This window comes from Streptomyces capitiformicae (genome assembly GCF_002214185.1).
Classification (GTDB): Bacteria; Actinomycetota; Actinomycetes; order Streptomycetales; family Streptomycetaceae; genus Streptomyces; species Streptomyces capitiformicae.
On the sequence record NZ_CP022161.1, the window covers coordinates 9,260,045 to 9,274,899 of the forward strand.

General features: G+C 70.1%; 14 protein-coding genes. 5 read left to right on the forward strand and 9 right to left on the reverse strand.

Annotated features, from left to right (window positions below):
• Positions 1-24: 24 nt before the first annotated feature.
• Both CES90_RS41525 and CES90_RS41530 read right to left on the reverse strand, forming a co-directional pair.
• Positions 25-1,461 carry an MFS transporter gene (locus CES90_RS41525; protein WP_189788077.1) on the reverse strand — a complete coding sequence of 479 codons (1,437 nt, stop codon included), beginning with the start codon at positions 1,459-1,461 and terminating at the stop codon, positions 25-27.
• Entirely contained in the window at positions 1,458-2,051 is a 594-nt protein-coding gene (locus tag CES90_RS41530; protein ID WP_189788078.1) for an MFS transporter, read from the reverse strand. The genes CES90_RS41525 and CES90_RS41530 overlap by 4 nt, the downstream gene beginning before the upstream one ends.
• A 444-nt stretch (positions 2,052-2,495) precedes the next feature.
• Here CES90_RS41530 and CES90_RS41535 point away from each other — a divergent pair, with 444 nt between their 5' ends.
• Positions 2,496-3,143: a TetR/AcrR family transcriptional regulator gene (locus CES90_RS41535; protein WP_189788079.1), complete on the forward strand. Its 648-nt coding sequence runs from the start codon at positions 2,496-2,498 to the stop codon at positions 3,141-3,143.
• A gap of 33 nt (positions 3,144-3,176) precedes the next feature.
• Here CES90_RS41535 and CES90_RS41540 read toward each other — a convergent pair whose 3' ends face one another.
• The 4 genes from CES90_RS41540 to CES90_RS41555 form a co-directional block, all read right to left on the reverse strand.
• Entirely contained in the window at positions 3,177-4,397 is a 1,221-nt protein-coding gene (locus CES90_RS41540; RefSeq protein ID WP_189788080.1) for a DUF1015 family protein, read from the reverse strand.
• A 152-nt stretch (positions 4,398-4,549) separates the two neighbouring features.
• Positions 4,550-5,851: an MFS transporter gene (locus tag CES90_RS41545; RefSeq protein WP_189788081.1), complete on the reverse strand. Its 1,302-nt coding sequence runs from the start codon at positions 5,849-5,851 to the stop codon at positions 4,550-4,552.
• A complete protein-coding gene (locus CES90_RS41550; protein ID WP_189788082.1) occupies positions 5,848-6,990 on the reverse strand; it encodes a PLP-dependent cysteine synthase family protein in 1,143 nt (380 codons plus the stop codon). The genes CES90_RS41545 and CES90_RS41550 overlap by 4 nt, the downstream gene beginning before the upstream one ends.
• Positions 6,991-7,128: 138 nt before the next feature.
• Positions 7,129-7,377, reverse strand: coding sequence for a hypothetical protein (locus tag CES90_RS41555; RefSeq protein ID WP_232791363.1), 249 nt, complete (start codon positions 7,375-7,377; stop codon positions 7,129-7,131).
• 564 nt (positions 7,378-7,941) lie between these two features.
• On the opposite strand from CES90_RS41555, the gene CES90_RS41560 reads away from it, so the two are divergent.
• The 4 genes from CES90_RS41560 (at position 7,942) to CES90_RS41575 (ending at position 11,430) form a co-directional block, all read left to right on the forward strand.
• On the forward strand, positions 7,942-8,226 hold the full coding sequence (locus tag CES90_RS41560) for a hypothetical protein (RefSeq protein WP_189788083.1): 285 nt from the start codon (positions 7,942-7,944) through the stop codon (positions 8,224-8,226).
• A gap of 357 nt (positions 8,227-8,583) precedes the next feature.
• Positions 8,584-8,856 carry a heavy-metal-associated domain-containing protein gene (locus tag CES90_RS41565; RefSeq protein WP_189788084.1) on the forward strand — a complete coding sequence of 91 codons (273 nt, stop codon included), beginning with the start codon at positions 8,584-8,586 and terminating at the stop codon, positions 8,854-8,856.
• 87 nt (positions 8,857-8,943) lie between these two features.
• Positions 8,944-11,250 carry a heavy metal translocating P-type ATPase gene (locus tag CES90_RS41570; RefSeq protein ID WP_189788085.1) on the forward strand — a complete coding sequence of 769 codons (2,307 nt, stop codon included), beginning with the start codon at positions 8,944-8,946 and terminating at the stop codon, positions 11,248-11,250.
• Between the two features lie 27 nt (positions 11,251-11,277).
• Positions 11,278-11,430: a hypothetical protein gene (locus tag CES90_RS41575; protein ID WP_189788086.1), complete on the forward strand. Its 153-nt coding sequence runs from the start codon at positions 11,278-11,280 to the stop codon at positions 11,428-11,430.
• Between the two features lie 100 nt (positions 11,431-11,530).
• Here the strand turns inward: CES90_RS41575 and CES90_RS41580 are convergent, their stop codons facing one another.
• The 3 genes from CES90_RS41580 to CES90_RS41590 form a co-directional block, all read right to left on the reverse strand.
• A complete protein-coding gene (locus CES90_RS41580; RefSeq protein ID WP_189788087.1) occupies positions 11,531-11,686 on the reverse strand; it encodes a hypothetical protein in 156 nt (51 codons plus the stop codon).
• 253 nt (positions 11,687-11,939) lie between these two features.
• Positions 11,940-13,085, reverse strand: coding sequence for an N-methyl-L-tryptophan oxidase (gene solA, locus CES90_RS41585; protein ID WP_189788088.1), 1,146 nt, complete (start codon positions 13,083-13,085; stop codon positions 11,940-11,942).
• Positions 13,086-13,105: 20 nt separating this feature from the next.
• Positions 13,106-14,788, reverse strand: coding sequence for an FAD-binding oxidoreductase (locus CES90_RS41590; RefSeq protein WP_232791364.1), 1,683 nt, complete (start codon positions 14,786-14,788; stop codon positions 13,106-13,108).
• Positions 14,789-14,855: the final 67 nt, after the last annotated feature.

Here is a 14,855-nt window from a genome sequence, read left to right on the forward strand (position 1 = left end):
GCTCCTGGTCGGCGGCCCGCCCTGTCAGTGGACGTGCGGTCCGCCGGTCGACTGCGGTTTGCCCCGCGGTACGAGGCCCAGGGCGATGACGGCGCTGACAGCGGCCGCTGTCGCGCACAGGGTGAACGCGTCGGCGAAGCCGCCTACCGAGCCTCGCTCGAAGCCGGATGCCGCGACGGTGGAGACGATGGCGACGCCGATCGAGCCACCCACCTCGTGGAAGGTGTTGACGACCCCGGAGGCGAGCCCCGCCTCCCGGTGTTCCACCATGGCCAGGGCCGTGGTCGTGGCGGTGACGAAGACCGCGCCGAGGCCGAGGGAGGCGATCACGAAGCCCGGCAGGAGCCCGGCATGCACACTGCCGGTCTCCGACAGCCGGGTCAGCGGGAGGGTTCCGGCGGCAGCGACGGCCATGCCGGCGACGGCGGTCGGGCGGCTGCCGATCCGGCCGACGAGCCGGGACCCGAGGTGGGCGCCGATACCGGTGGCCACGGCGACGGGCAGGAACACCAGCCCGGTCCTCAGCGGGCTGAAGCCGCGGAGGTGCTGGAGGTAGACCGACCCGAGGAAGAAGAACGCGATCAGCAGGGCCGTGGCGATCAGCATCAGGAAGGCACCTGCGAGCACCGGCCGCCGGGTGAACATCCGCAGGTCCATCAGCGGGGCCCGGGCTGCTCGTTCGACGGCCGCGAAGGCCGCGTACGCCGCCGCCGCACCGAAGAGCGGCAGCAGGGTCGAGGTGTCCGCCCAGCCGGTGTCCCCCGCCTTGACCAGGCCGTAGATCAAGGCGGCGGTGCCCGTGGTGACGAGCAGCGCGCCGGGGATGTCGAGTGGCGCGGGCTGCGGCGCGCGGGCCGGGACGAGAGTAGGCAGTGCGATCAGCAGGAGCAGCCCGACGGGCACGTTGATGTAGAAGACCCACTGCCAGCCCGGGCCATCGGTCAGGGCTCCGCCGAGGAGCACACCGGCCGCGGAGCCGATGCCGCCGATGGCCGCCCAGACGCCGAGCGCCTTGTTGCGTTCGGCACCGTGGAAGGTGGTGGTGACGAGGGAGAGCGCTGCCGGTGACAGCAGGGCTGCGCCGACGCCCTGGCCGATCCGGCCGCCGACCAGTGTCGGGGCGTTCTGGGCCAGCCCGGTGACCAACGAGGCGGCGGTGAAGAGCGCGAGTCCGGCGAGCAGGGTGCGGCGGGCGCCGAGGGCGTCGGCGAGTCGGCCGCCGAGCAGCATCAGCCCGCCGAAGCACAGGGTGTAGGCGGTGACCACCCAGGTCAGCGTCTCCCGGCCGAGATCGAGGTCGGCCGCCATGTCGGGCAGGGCGACGTTCACGACGGTGACGTCGAGGATCAACATGAACTGAGCGAGGCAGATCAGTGCGAGGGCTGCCCAGCGGCGCGGGTCGGCGGGCGGGTGGTGGTCGTGTTCGGCCGTGTGCGGGGCACCGGCTGCGGAGTGGGTCATGGTGAGTCCTTCTGGTGCGTTGTTCCGGTCATGTCCGCGCCACGGGACGGCGCGAGAAGAAGGGCGAGGAGAAGGGCGAGGAGCACGCCCGCCGCGGTGACGCCGGACCCGGCGAACATCGCCGGTCCCATGCCGTCGACGAACGCGCGGCGGGTGGCTTCGGCGAACGCGGCTCCGGCCTCGCCGGGCAGGCGTTCGGCGAGTGCGAGCGCGGCCCTCAGGGATTCCTTGGCGGAATCGAGGAGGCGCTCGGGAGCGACACCGGCTGCGGGGAGGGCGTCGAGTCCGCTGCGGTAGCGGTCGGACAGCAGGCTGCCCATGACCGCGACTCCGCTCGCCGCGCCGAGTTGGATGGCGGCGCTGTTGGTGGCCGAGCCCACGCCGAGGTCGGTTTCGGGCAGTGAGCCGACGATGGCGTCGCTGGTGGCGGTGATGACGAACCCGGCGCCCGCGCCCAGCAGCAGCATCGCCACAAGGGCCCGGTCGTAGCCGTCCGTCGCCTCGGTGGTGGCGAGCACCGCGGCGGACGCGGACAGCAGGGCGAGGCCGAGGGCCGACACCGTGCGCATGCCGAGGCGCGGCGCGAGCACGCCCGCCAGTGGCCCGGCGACCAGCAGCGCGAGCGCGGCGGGACCGAGCCGCAGCCCCGGGGGCGCCCCCAGCGTCCGAGCCGGTCCGCGAGGCTGCCGCAGAACAGCACCAAACTGCCGGACATCAGCGCGTAGCTGTCGACGATCCACTGCAACTGACTGGTGGAGGCGTCGAGTTCATCGACGAGCGTCGGCAGGGCGACGTGCAGCACGGTGGTGTCGAGCCCGACGACCAGCAGACTCACGCTTACGACGGCGAGGGTGAGCCATCGCCGGACCGGCGGGTCGCCAGTCTGCGGTGAAGCGGTCACCTGATGAGTCACAGAAGGCACGAGATCCCCTTTCTCGCGCACGGCCTTGCTCGGCCGACGCTCCAATCTGAACCATACTGTTCAGTTCATATGAACTCAACCGTACAGTTCAGGTGGGTGCTAGGGTCGACTCATGAGCGTGGACAGCGTCAAACAGCCACCCAGCGGACCCCGCGCGGAGCTCAAGCGGCAGGCCATCGTGCGAGCCGCCCGCGAGCTGTTCCTGCGGGAGGGCTTCGGCGTCGGAATGGACACCATCGCCGCCGAGGCCGGCGTGTCGAAGGTGACCGTCTACAACCACTTCGGCAGCAAAGAAGCCCTGTTCACGGCCGTCATCACGAGCGCACTCGACGAGCCGCTCGCTGGGGAGTCGTCAGCCGCGCTGGAAGGCCTGGCCGATGCCGAGGACCTGCGGGCCGCCCTCGTCGAGGCGGCCCGCACCTGGGTCCACGCCGTCCGCACCAACCACGAGGTCACCGCCCTGCGCAACCTCGTCGCCGCCGAGCTCCACCGCTTCCCCGAGCTGGGCGAGGCCTGGAGACACCGCGGCACGGAAAGCCACCACCCCGCAGTCGCGGGCGCCCTGCGCGCCCTGGCCGAACAGGGCCGACTCGCCATCCCCGACCTGCAGGTGGCGATCATCCAGTTCTACGGGCTCCTGGTCTTCCCTCACATGGTCTTCAGCTCCTACGGCACACATATCGACGAGGACCTGACGGACCGTCTCATCACCAGCGGCGTCGACATGTTCCTGGAGCACTACAGCCCACAGAGCACATAGCGGCACATCCGCGTCGAGGGCACCGGAACGGCGCTACGACAGGCCCAGCACACGCATCACCAGACCGGCCGTCGGCTTGGGTCCGAACGAGGTGGACTTCCGGGGCAACAGCACTCCGGCACCGGCCAGTTCCCACACCGTGTCCTGACTGATCGCGGGCAGCAGGAGCGCGCTGCCGCTGCCCGGAGCGGACACGGCCGCCGCGGCCTGACGTATGTCATGGAGATACGTCATGGCACCGGGCAAGTCGGGTACGGACCAGGCGTGACGGAGCAGCAGGTGGTCACTGACGCCGGCGGGGAGTTGCGCCCACTGGCTGGGATGATCTGCCAGCGCTGCTCGCACGGCCCCGGGGTCAGGATCGGTGATGCTCCAGGCCTCTCCCCCGCCGGTCAGTATGAGTTCGCCGGGCTCGGGCGGACGCGGGCCTCCGGGGAGCGGGAGGACGCGGGCCACTTCGGCCGCGTTGCGTGCGGCTTTCTCCGGTTCCAGTGCCGGCAGCACTCGGTGGATCGCGGAGAGCCGCAGAGGAAACGTCACGGTATCGACCAGCAGGGCGAGGCTGCTGGCCCACGGCCCTGCCGCGTCTCCGCTCAGCTGGAGGCAGGCGGCGTGGCGGTGGTGGCCGTCGGCGATGAGTGCCTGCCCGACGGCCAGACCACTGACGAGGAACGCGAGTTCCGCCGGGTCATCGCAGACCCACAACGTGTGCGTGATCTGTCCGATCCGGGCGACGGCGACCGGCGTACGGCGGGTGACGTGGTCCACGAGTTGGGCAGTCGTCGACTCGGCGCCTCGGTGGGCCAGCAGCAGTGGTTCCAGTTGGGCGCGAAGCCCTGACATATGGGCGGCGCGCTGCCGGACGACATGGGCCGAGACGTCTTCGTGCGGCAGCAGTTGTCCCGCCTGGCGTGGCAGCAACAGGTCGCCGATCAGGCCACGTTGCAGGATTCGGGCGCCGCGCTGTTGCTGGTAGACATACAGGGCGGGCCGTTCGTCGCGCCGAAGTACGCCGCGTCGCAGCCAGCGCCCCAGTTCGCGGGCGGCGCCCTGCGGTGTGTCCACGTACAGCAGGCGGGCCACGTGGTGAGGGTGGCGCCGGAGCGCGCGGACCCGGGCTGGGTCAAGGTCGTCGTAGGGCGGGGCGAGGAGTTCGGACGGGTCGCCGACACGGTCCGCCTCGTAGCGCACTGCCCGGAAGGGCCGGAGTTGCAACGGGGTCGGCTTGGGAAGGGAAACGGCAGGGGCGGGCATCGAAGGCTCCTGGAAGAGGCAGGCCCAGCAGGGGCGGGGCACCGTGCGGTGCCCCGCCCCTGGGCCGGTGGGCCGGTGGGCCGGTGGGCCGGTGGGCCGGTGGGCCGGTGGGCCGGTGGGCCGGTGGGCCGGTGGGCCGGTGGGCCGGTGGGTCAGACGGTCGCGGCGAGCGGCTCGGAGGCGGGCTGCGCCGCCAGTCGGCCGGTGCGATGCAGGCCGTACAGAGCGGCCGCGCACGCCAGGCCCAGCACACACAGCGTGATCCACGGCAGTGCGGGCATCCCGGCCGCGCGGGCGGCGTCGAGGGCGGCGCCCGTGCCCAGGTTCCCGACAGTGATGCCGATACCGCAGATCGTGTTGTACAGCCCGTAGTGGGTAGCGACGAGGCGGTCACCGGAGAGGCGGACGATGGTGTCCATCTCGAACGGGTAGGCGATCATCGTGCCGACGGCCAGCAGCAGCGCGGCGAGCGTCGGCGGCACTGCCGCGAGCAGCCACAGCCCGATCCCGGACTCCGGTACGGGCAGGGCGGTGGCGAGCAGCAGGGGCACGAAGGCCAGGCCCATGGCCGCCAGCCCCCGCACGAGCGCCTGCCCGGGCTCGTACCGTGCCTTGCACCAGGCCGTCACCCGCGTCTGGCCGAGGATCGTGCTCAGCCCGGACACGGCGAAGAGCACCGCCACCGCAGCCGTACCGAACTCCCCGTCGCCGCCGAGCCGGCGCACCTCCAGCGGCAGCGCCAGATAGACCTGGAAGGACAGGACGTACGAGCCGATCATGGCGATGGAGAACAGTATGAACGGCCGGTTGGCGAGGATGCCGCGCCACTGGGCGAGCACGCCCTGACCACCGTCGCTCTCCTGCCGCTTGCCGTCCTCGGCCCGCCGGACGGGCAGCGCGCGGATCTGTACGACGCTCAGCAGCGCGAAGATCCCGGCCGCCACCAGGCAGGTGACGCGGAAGTCGACCCCGGTCAGGACCATACCGACGAGGGGGCCCAGCAGGATGCCGGCCTGGTAGAACACGTTGAACAGGGCGAACGCCTCGACCCTGCGTTCCCCCGCGTCGGCCGCGAGGTACGCCCGTACGGCCGGATTGAACAGCGCCCCGGCCAGCCCGGTGGCCGCGGACGCGGCCAGCAGCGCGGGCAACGAGTCCACCAGCCCGAGCGTCGCGAAGCCGAGAGTACGCAGCACACAACCGGCGACGATCATCGGCTTGTAGCCGAGCCGGTCCGCGAGCGTCCCGCCGACCAGGAACATGCCCTGCTGGCTGAAGTTCCGTACGCCGAGGACGAGTCCGACTATCCAGCCGGCCAGGCCCAGCGTTCCGGACAGGTGGGCGGCCAGGTACGGCATCAGCATGTAGAAGCCAAGGTTGATGGTGAACTGGTTCACCATCAACAGCTGGACGCTGCGTTCGTACGACCGGACCTGGGTGAACAGCCCTCTCACCGGCCCTCCTCGGAGGAGTCGGACTCGACAGCCGGCGCGGCCTCGGCGACGTCGTGCTCCGCGCCTTGCAGAGTGAGGGGATCGACCACGGTGGTGCACCGGGTCCAGCGCGTGACCTCCTTCTCGTCCAGGCGGCCGATCAGCTCCGGTTCGGGTGCCGGTGGGGAGTCCAGCAGGCCGTGGGCGGCGCAGTAGTCGTCGTCGTAGACCGTCCCCAGGTAACGCTGCGGGCCGTCGGGGAAGACGGCGACGATCCGTGCGTCCGCCGGCATCGTCCGGGCCAGCCAGCCGGCCACCATCGCGACCGCGCCGACGCTCCACCCGCCGGTGGCGTAGTGGGAGGCGGCCAGTTGGCGGCACGTCCACACCGCCTCGGCCGGGGCCACCCAGTGCACCTCCGAGAAGTTCTCGTAGGCGACATTGCGGGGATAGATGCTGGAGCCCAGTCCGCGCATCAGACGAGGCCGCGCGGGCTGGCCGAAGATCGTCGAACCGGTCGTGTCCACGCCCACGACGGTCAGCTCCGGGTAGAGCTGACGCAACACCCGGGAGACGCCCGCGGAATGACCGCCGGTGCCGACACTGCACACCAGCACGTCGATGTGGCCCATCTCGGAGGCGAGTTCGAGAGCCAGCGGAGTGTAAGCGGCCACGTTGTCAGGGTTGTTGTACTGGTCCGGGCACCAGGAGTCGGGGTGCTGCTCCAGCAGCCGCTGCACGCGCTCACGGCGGGCCTGCTGCCAGCCGCCCGTCGGATGAGGCTCGGAGACGACGTTGACCTGGGCGCCGTACGCCGTCAGCAACCGGGTCATGGACAACTCCAGCCCCGGATCGGTGACCAGGGTCACCGGGTGGCCGTACACCATCCCGGCCAGCGCCAGCCCCAGGCCCAGGGTCCCGCTGGTGGACTCTATGATCCGTCCGCCAGGCCGCAGATCGCCCCGGGCCCGGGCCCGCTCCACCATGTGCAGGCCCGGACGGTCCTTGATGCCGCCGGGGTTGAAGCCCTCGAGCTTGGCCCAGAAGCCGCGCCCGGCCGGGGCCAGCGGCTCCGACACCCGCAGCAGTGGGGTGTTGCCCACCAGGCCGGACAGGGCGGACCGGCCCGGGTCGACCGTGGCCTTGGTCAATGACTGCATGTCTGTGTGTTCACTCTCGCTCGATGAATACCGGGTGCGGGTTCATCTCGCGTGTCACGGCCGTCAGGCAGACCAAGAGTCCGCGCTCAGGCATGGGCACGCGGCAGCCGCGAAGTCTGTCGGCTGCGAGCGAGTGGTCTAGATCCGCCACCGCGACGTACGGACGAGCGCCATGCGGCCGGTGCGTGCGCTGCGACGTCTACGGCGTTCATGCCGTACGAGGGGTCGTCCCAGAGACAGGGACACGGCAAGGAGTACGACGACGGCCAGCGCGCCGAGGGGAAGATCCTCACTCGACTCAGCCGCGGTACGCACGATCACGTCCGCCGCGCAGGCCTCGGCCCCGTGGGGAGCGTGGGGGCCGTGAGGGTCCTCGTCTGCTGCCATCGCCGAGAATCCGGCAGGCACGGACGCCGACGCGTGCGTCTCCTCAGACGCGCCATGCATGACGGCGCACAGAATGAGCGCCATGACGAAGGCGCCGCGGATCGCCGAGGCGAGTCGGCGCCACAGGGGTGGGCCGTATGGGGCCCATGGGGCGTGCGCGTGCGTACGGGAATGTGTCGGCACAGGTCCTCCGCGCTGCCGCCACGTCTCCGGCAACGTCGGAGAGCGGCGCAGACATGGGTGGGGCAGGACGGCTTCGACGAACGTGAGGTCCCATCATGAGCACGGGACAGGACGCTCGTCGCGCGATACCAGCCGAACCGATGACAGTCGGCAGGCCAGTTTGAGGAGTTCGTACTCCTAGACCTGCTGCACCACGGAGACCGCTCTCAGAGCCACGGGAGACGCACCGTCCATGGGCCTACCAGTGGCCGGCCCGCGCACGGTTGAGTCGTCGTAGGCACTGGTCGATTCACGAACCGACGCTGCAAAGCAGGGCGAAACCAGGGCGGAACCCTGTTGCGGCTGCCCGGATGCACAGTGCTCGCCAGGGTGTGACGTCTCATGGCCGCCATGGTGATCGTCGGCATCGGCGGCGAACAGCCGCGCAGGCTCGCCGGCCGCATGGTGAACGCCATCGGCCTGCAGTGCGGCGGGGGTGGTTGCGCTGGTGGAGAGGTGTCCCTGGACACTCTCCACATGGACGCCGTGCGTCACGAGGAAGCCGAACAGGAGCACGGCCAGGGCCAGCACACGCAGCAGCGGACCCGCACCGGAGCGGGTCCTGACGATGCGCCGGAGCGACCAAGCCGTAACCATGCCGTGATCCTAGCGGCTCGTCGGCAGTGATCGACCACCAGTCCCGAAACACTGGGTTAACTCGTCAAGCGAATGGCTTGTTTGCTGCGGCGAGCATGCCGCGGCAGCCTCCGGAAGGAGCCTTCGGGCGCGGCCCGCACCGGAGCCCGGTGAGGGCCGCGCGCCTCAGTGCGCATGCCCGTCAGCGTCACGTCACCAGCCTTGCCGGCGGTCAGGTCGCCATCGAGTTTCACCTCGTATCGATCGACACCGACACGCACGTCGACATACCCCATAGGGGTATAACGAAGTGCAGTCACCCCTTGCGGCAGATACGGGAGGGGGGTATACATGAGCCGTTGCCCGATACCCCCACCCGGTATCTGCTCACCAACTGTGGAGAATCCCATGTCGAACTGCTGCACCCCTGACGGAAGCTGCAACACCAGCGCGCAGATCAAGACCACCTACAAGGTCGACGGCGTCGGCAGCGCCCACTGCCAGGGCGTCGTCACCAAGGCCGTGGAAGGCCTGGACGAGATCACCGCGGTCGACGTCGAGATCGGCACCGGCCTGGTCACTGTGACCACCGCCACCGAGCCCGACGAGGCGCTCGACGCCCTGATCGCCAAGACCGTCGACGAGGCCGGCTACGACTTCGCCGGCCGCGTGGCCGCCTGACCCACCCGCCGGGAGGGGGCCGCGCCTTCTTCGCGGCCCCCTGTCCCCGCCGTCGCACATCGTGCCCGTGAGTTCCGAGGAGCAGACATGACCACCACCACACCCGGTGCCGCCGAGGTCGAACTGGCCATCGGCGGCATGACCTGCGCCTCGTGCGCCGCTCGCATCGAGAAGAAGCTCAACCGCATGGACGGGGTCGAGGCCACCGTCAACTACGCGACCGAGAAGGCCAAGGTCACCTACCGCGAGGACGTCACCGTCTCCGACCTGATAGCCACGGTTGAGGCCACCGGTTACACGGCGCGCGAGCCCGAGCCCGAGCCCGTACGCGCCGATCCGGAAGCAGGCGACGGCACCGCGCAACAGGAGGACGAGGAACTACGGCCGCTGCGCCAGCGCCTGACGGCCGCCGTGGCCCTGGCCGTGCCGGTGATCGCGATGGCCATGATCCCGGCGTTGCAGTTCGAGTACTGGCAGTGGCTGTCGCTCACGCTGGCGGCGCCCGTGGTGACGTACGCCGCCTGGCCCTTCCACAAGGCCGCCTGGACCAACGCCAAGCACGGCGCAGCCACCATGGACACGCTGATCTCCGTCGGTACATCGGCGGCGTTCCTGTGGTCCCTGTGGGCGCTGTTCTTCGGTACGGCCGGTACGCCCGGCATGACACACCCCTTCGAGCTGACCATCGCCCGGACCGACGGCGCCGGGAACATCTATCTGGAGGCCGCGGCGGGTGTCACGGCCTTCATCCTGGCCGGGCGGTACTTCGAGGCGCGGTCGAAGCGCAAGGCGGGGGCGGCACTGAAGGCCCTGCTGGAGCTGGGCGCCAAGGAAGTCACAGTGCTGCGCGGAGGCCGCGAGGAACTCATCCCCGTCAGCGAGTTGAAGGTCGGCGACCGGTTCCTCGTACGCCCCGGCGAGAAGATCGCCACCGACGGTGTGGTCGTCGAAGGCGCCTCCGCTGTGGACGCCTCCATGCTCACCGGCGAATCGGTGCCGGTCGAGGTCGGCACCGGAGACGCGGTCACCGGCGCCACGCTGAACGCCGGCGGCCGCCTGGTCGTCGAGGCCACCCGCGTCGGCGCCGACACCCAGCTCGCCCGCATGGCCAAGCTGGTGGAGGACGCGCAGAACGGCAAGGCCGCCGCCCAGCGGCTCGCCGACAAGATCTCCGCGGTGTTCGTCCCGGTCGTGATCGCCCTGGCGCTCGGCACCCTGGGCTTCTGGCTCGGCAACGGCGCGGGCCTGACCGCCGCCTTCACCGCCGCGGTCGCCGTCCTGATCATCGCCTGCCCGTGCGCCCTGGGACTGGCGACCCCGACCGCGCTCATGGTCGGTACGGGCCGCGGCGCCCAGCTCGGCATCCTCATCAAGGGACCCGAGGTCCTGGAGTCGACGCGCAAGGTCGACACCATCGTCCTGGACAAGACCGGCACCGTGACCACCGGCAAGATGACGCTGCTCGCCGTGCACACCGCTGACCACACGGACGAGGACGAGGTCCTGCGCCTCGCGGGCGCCCTGGAGCACGCCTCCGAGCACCCCATCGCCCAGGCCGTCGCCTCCGGCGCCGCCGCCCGGGTCGGTACGCTGCCCACGCCGGAGGACTTCGCGAACATCGCCGGCCTCGGTGTCCAGGGCATCGTGGAGGGCCACGCGGTCCTCGTCGGCCGCGAGAAGCTGCTGGACATGGGGGTCCCCCCGCTCGAGCGAAGCCGAGAGTGGGGGAGGGTCATCTCCCTGCCGGAGGAGCTACGGCACGCCAAGGCCGAAGCCGAGGCGGCAGGACGTACCGCCATCGCGGTCGCCTGGGACGGCGCGGCCCGCGCGGTCCTCGAGGTCGCCGACGCCGTCAAGGAGACCAGCCCGGAGGCCATCAAGCGGCTGCGCGCCCTCGGCCTGACGCCGGTGCTGCTGACCGGTGACAACAAGGCTGTCGCCGAGGCGGTCGCCGCCGAGGTGGGCATCGCACCCGAGCACGTGATCGCCGAGGTCCTGCCGCAGGACAAGGTCGACGTGGTCAAGCGCCTGCAGAGCGAGGGCCGTTCGGTCGCGATGGTCGGCGACGGCGTCAACGACGCCGCCGCACTGGCCCAGGCCGACCTGGGACTGGCGATGGGCACGGGTACGGACGCCGCGATCGAGGCGGGCGACCTGACACTCGTACGAGGCGACTTGAGGGTCGCGGCGGACGCCATCCGCCTGGCCCGCAAGACGCTGGGCACCATCAGGTCCAACCTCTTCTGGGCCTTCGCCTACAACGTCGCCGCCCTGCCGCTCGCCGCGGCCGGCCTGCTCAACCCGATGATCGCCGGGGCGGCCATGGCCTTCTCCTCGGTCTTCGTCGTCGGCAACAGTCTGCGCCTGCGCGGCTTCCAGCCCGCCGACCGCTGAGTGGCCCACCAGGAGAGCGAGACCACCGTGACCGGATACCACGCCCAGAAGGACGACATCGTCCGACGTCCCTCGTACCTGAACGGCCGCGTCACAGAGACCATCATGGAGGGCGGCGAACAGGCCCAGGCGAAGGTCAGCGAGACATCCCAGGCCATCGCGCGGCTCATACGGGCCTGACACCGAGCTTCCGGGCCCGGGCGGTTGAACCGCCCGGGCCCGGATCTCTGTTTTGCCTGCTGTCGCCGGCCTCGCCGAACGGGGCCACCGCAGGTGCCGGTCACAGGTACAGGGTGCGGCGCAGAGCGTCGGTGAGTTCGCCGAACTCCTCCACGTCGATGGGACCACACAGATGAGAGCCGACAAGTGCCGTGACTCCCGGCACCCACACGCAGTACGTGCCGTCACTCGTCGCTGGGCACAGTCGGGACGCCACCCTGCCCGAGCGTCTGTCAGAGCGAAGACGGAAACCGTCATGTCCGGTTCGGCGGGAGGCCGCGCGGAACAGGACCTGCCCCGGCAGGCACCTTGCCGCGCGGCCGCCCCAACGTCCTGGCTCGCCGGCTGCCTACGCCTGCACCGCCGCTACGAGCGCAAGGCGGCGGGACATCAAGAGATGAGTCCCGCAACGACCGTCAGCCGAATGGCGATACCGGCGCTACTGCGCCGAGGCGGCGGAAGTGGGTGGGCTACCTGGTCTTGAACCGGTCCGGACGCACGAAGTCCAGGCCTTCGATGGTCTGTTTGCCGAGCGCCTCGTGTGCGGCGATGTGGCCGTAGCCGGTGGCCATTTTGAAGCCCTTTCCGGAGAATCCGGTGGCGCAGTAGATGCTGCTGTTCTGATCCAGCCAGCCGATGAGGGGATGCCTGTCCTGGGTGAAGAGGTCGGGGAAGGCGTCGGAGCGCGCGATGGTGGGGATCAGGCCGGGGAAGAATTCGGTGACGATCTCGGTGACCTTTTCGATTTCTTCCCGGGTGAGTTCTCTGGGCACGGCGTCCGGGTCGGGGGTTGCCCTTGCGCGCCCGGCCAGCGGTCCGTCCACCGATGCCTTGACCGTCACGCCGTCGACGGCGGGTGCGCCGTACATGGAGCGATCCTCGTACCACCGGCTGAAGGCGGGGAAGTTCTCCGGCGAGAACTGGGTGCCGTCCTGGGCGATGAACCAGGTCAGGACGAGACGATGGGTTTCGGTGACGGCCTTGAGGTGGTCGGGCATGAGTTTTCGGGACCAGCCGCCCGAGGCGACGATGACCTTCTCGAACGTCCAGGTTCTGTCGCCCGAGGTGACGACCACGCCGTGGTCGGTTTCGGTGATGTGGTCCACGGATGTGTTCTGAAGGACGGTGGCGCCGTTCGCCTGGGCCGCCGCTACGGCGGCGCTGACGGCGCGGTCGGTGCGCAGCACGCCGGCGCGGGGGTCGTAGACGGCGCAGTCGTCGGGGCGGAGGTTGTGCTGGGGGTAGCGTTCGGCCATCTCCTCCCGGCTGAGGACGCTGTGCTCGGCTCCGGTGATGCGTGTTGCCTCGAGGAGGCTGGTGATGTAGCTGCCGTTCGCGGTCCCGATGGACAGGCCGCCGGTAGTGGTGAGGATGTCCTGCCCGGTTTCCGCTTCGAGCTCGGCCCACAGGCCGCGGGAGCGTTCGATGATGGGGTAGTACTCGGGCCTGCCGAGGTAGATCATGCGGAACAGGCGGGTGTCCCCGCCGACGGCACTGCGGCCGTGGGCCGGGGTGGCGGCCTCGAAGCCCACTACCGAGTCGGACAGCCGGGAGGCCTGCCACAGGGCCATGCTCCCGATGCTGCCCAGGCCGATGACTGCGAGCTTTGCGTCCATGACAGCAGTTCCCTTTTCGTTTACTCGTGAAGTCCGGCGAGGCGGCTGCCGAATCTGGCCAGGAGTGAGGTCTTGCTAGAGCCCCTGCGCTCTTCCCAGTGGTCGGCGATACCGAAGAGCCGGTACATGGCGTGAACACCCAGCCAGCGAATGGGTTCCGGTTCCCACTTCCGTGCCCGGTAGCCGACCCAGGGGAGAGTGGTCCGTTCGGTTTCCTGCTCGAAGGCGAGCTCAGCGAGGGTCCTGCCGCCGACGTAGGCTGCCGTGACGCCGTGTCCCGCGTAGCCGGAGGACGATCCGATCCCGGACGCCGGGTCCCAGTGCACGCCGCCGTTCCAGTCCCGCGTGACGCCCAGGACTCCCGACCAGGCGTGGTCCACCTCGAAGGGGATGTCCGGGAAGAAGGTACTGAGCTTGTGCGAGATCAGGTCGATGGTGGACTGGGCGGTCGCACCGGCTCCCCCGGTGCCGGACCCGAAGCGGTAGGGGACACCACGGCCCCCCATGGCGATACGGCCGTCCGCCGTCCGCTGGGCGTAGATGAACGTGTGCGCGGAGTCGTTGAGGCACTGCGGCCCGTCCCAGCCGATCTGCTGCCAGGCCTCCTGCGGCAGGGGCTTGGTCACGATCATCGAGGAGTTGACCGGGATCAGGGTCCGGCGGCCGAGCAGCTGTCCCGAATAGCCTTCGGTGCAGATGAACGTCTTCGCCGCGGTGACGCGTCCGTTGGCCAGGGTGAGGGCCTTGTCCGCGACACTGTCCACTCGGCTGCCCTCGTAGATCCTGACCCCCATGGACGTCAGGGTGTCGGCGAGGCCGTAGGCGAGCTTCGCGGGGTGGATCCTTGCGCAGTGCTGGTAGAAGAGCCCGCCGTGGACGGTGGAGATGTTGATCCGGCTGCGGAACTCGTCCCGGTCGAGCATGTGGACTTCGTCGTCGGTCAGCCCGTACTTCAGGTCGGCATCACGCCTGGTGACAAGCCGGCCCAGCCCCGCCCGAGTGTGAGCGGCGACGAGCGCGCCGCCCTTGTGCTGATCTGCATCGATGCCTTCGGCCTGGAGGATGTCCAGGACCGCGTCGACGCCGGCGACGAACTCCTGCTGCAGTGCCCGGCTCGCTTCCAGCCCTCCCCCGGCGCGGGCGAAGGTGGCACGGTTTCCCGGAGGCATCGCCGAGAGCCAGCCACCGTTGCGCCCTGACGCGCCGTAGCCCACCTGTTCGGCCTCGAAGACGGCGACCGAGAGCGACGGCTCGAGCTTCTTGGCGAAGTACGCCGCCCACAGGCCGGTATAGCCGCCGCCGACAATGGCCAAGTCGACGGAGTCCTGGCCGGTGAAGCGGGGGAACGAGGGCCTCTTGTCGGCCAGTTGGGCCACCCAGAAGCCGAGCTCTCCGTTTCGGGGTGGTGCCGCAAGGGCGTTCATGGTGTGTCCTTCATCTGTCTCTGGGAACCGCGTGGGCCGCTGCTGAAAGGCGGTGTGGCCGCCGTCGACGGGGTGCGTTGCCCCGGGGATGTACGAGGACTCCGGCGACGCGAGGAAGAGGACGGCGTCGGCGATCTCTTCGGGAGGGGCGAGACGCCTGAGCTGGATCTGCCCCGCACGCTCACGGCGGGTGGCCTCGGGGTCGGACCTTCGCCGCAAGGACGCCTCGATGACTCGGTCGACGCTGTCTTGCGTCGCGTCGGCCAGCAGGATCTGCACCGGGGTGTCGATCGTGCTGGCCGAGGGCGTCGAGTGCCTGTTGAAGCCGGGCCACCGCCGCACTGCT

Coding starts and splice junctions, on each gene's coding strand:
- CES90_RS41525 (WP_189788077.1), bottom strand. CDS start 1,461: ATGACCCACTCCGCAGCCGGTGCCCCGCACACGGCCGAACACGACCAC.
- CES90_RS41565 (WP_189788084.1), top strand. CDS start 8,584: ATGTCGAACTGCTGCACCCCTGACGGAAGCTGCAACACCAGCGCGCAG.
- CES90_RS41560 (WP_189788083.1), top strand. CDS start 7,942: ATGGCCGCCATGGTGATCGTCGGCATCGGCGGCGAACAGCCGCGCAGG.
- CES90_RS41535 (WP_189788079.1), top strand. CDS start 2,496: ATGAGCGTGGACAGCGTCAAACAGCCACCCAGCGGACCCCGCGCGGAG.
- CES90_RS41550 (WP_189788082.1), bottom strand. CDS start 6,990: ATGCAGTCATTGACCAAGGCCACGGTCGACCCGGGCCGGTCCGCCCTG.
- CES90_RS41540 (WP_189788080.1), bottom strand. CDS start 4,397: ATGCCCGCCCCTGCCGTTTCCCTTCCCAAGCCGACCCCGTTGCAACTC.
- CES90_RS41570 (WP_189788085.1), top strand. CDS start 8,944: ATGACCACCACCACACCCGGTGCCGCCGAGGTCGAACTGGCCATCGGC.
- CES90_RS41555 (WP_232791363.1), bottom strand. CDS start 7,377: ATGGCAGCAGACGAGGACCCTCACGGCCCCCACGCTCCCCACGGGGCC.
- solA (WP_189788088.1), bottom strand. CDS start 13,085: ATGGACGCAAAGCTCGCAGTCATCGGCCTGGGCAGCATCGGGAGCATG.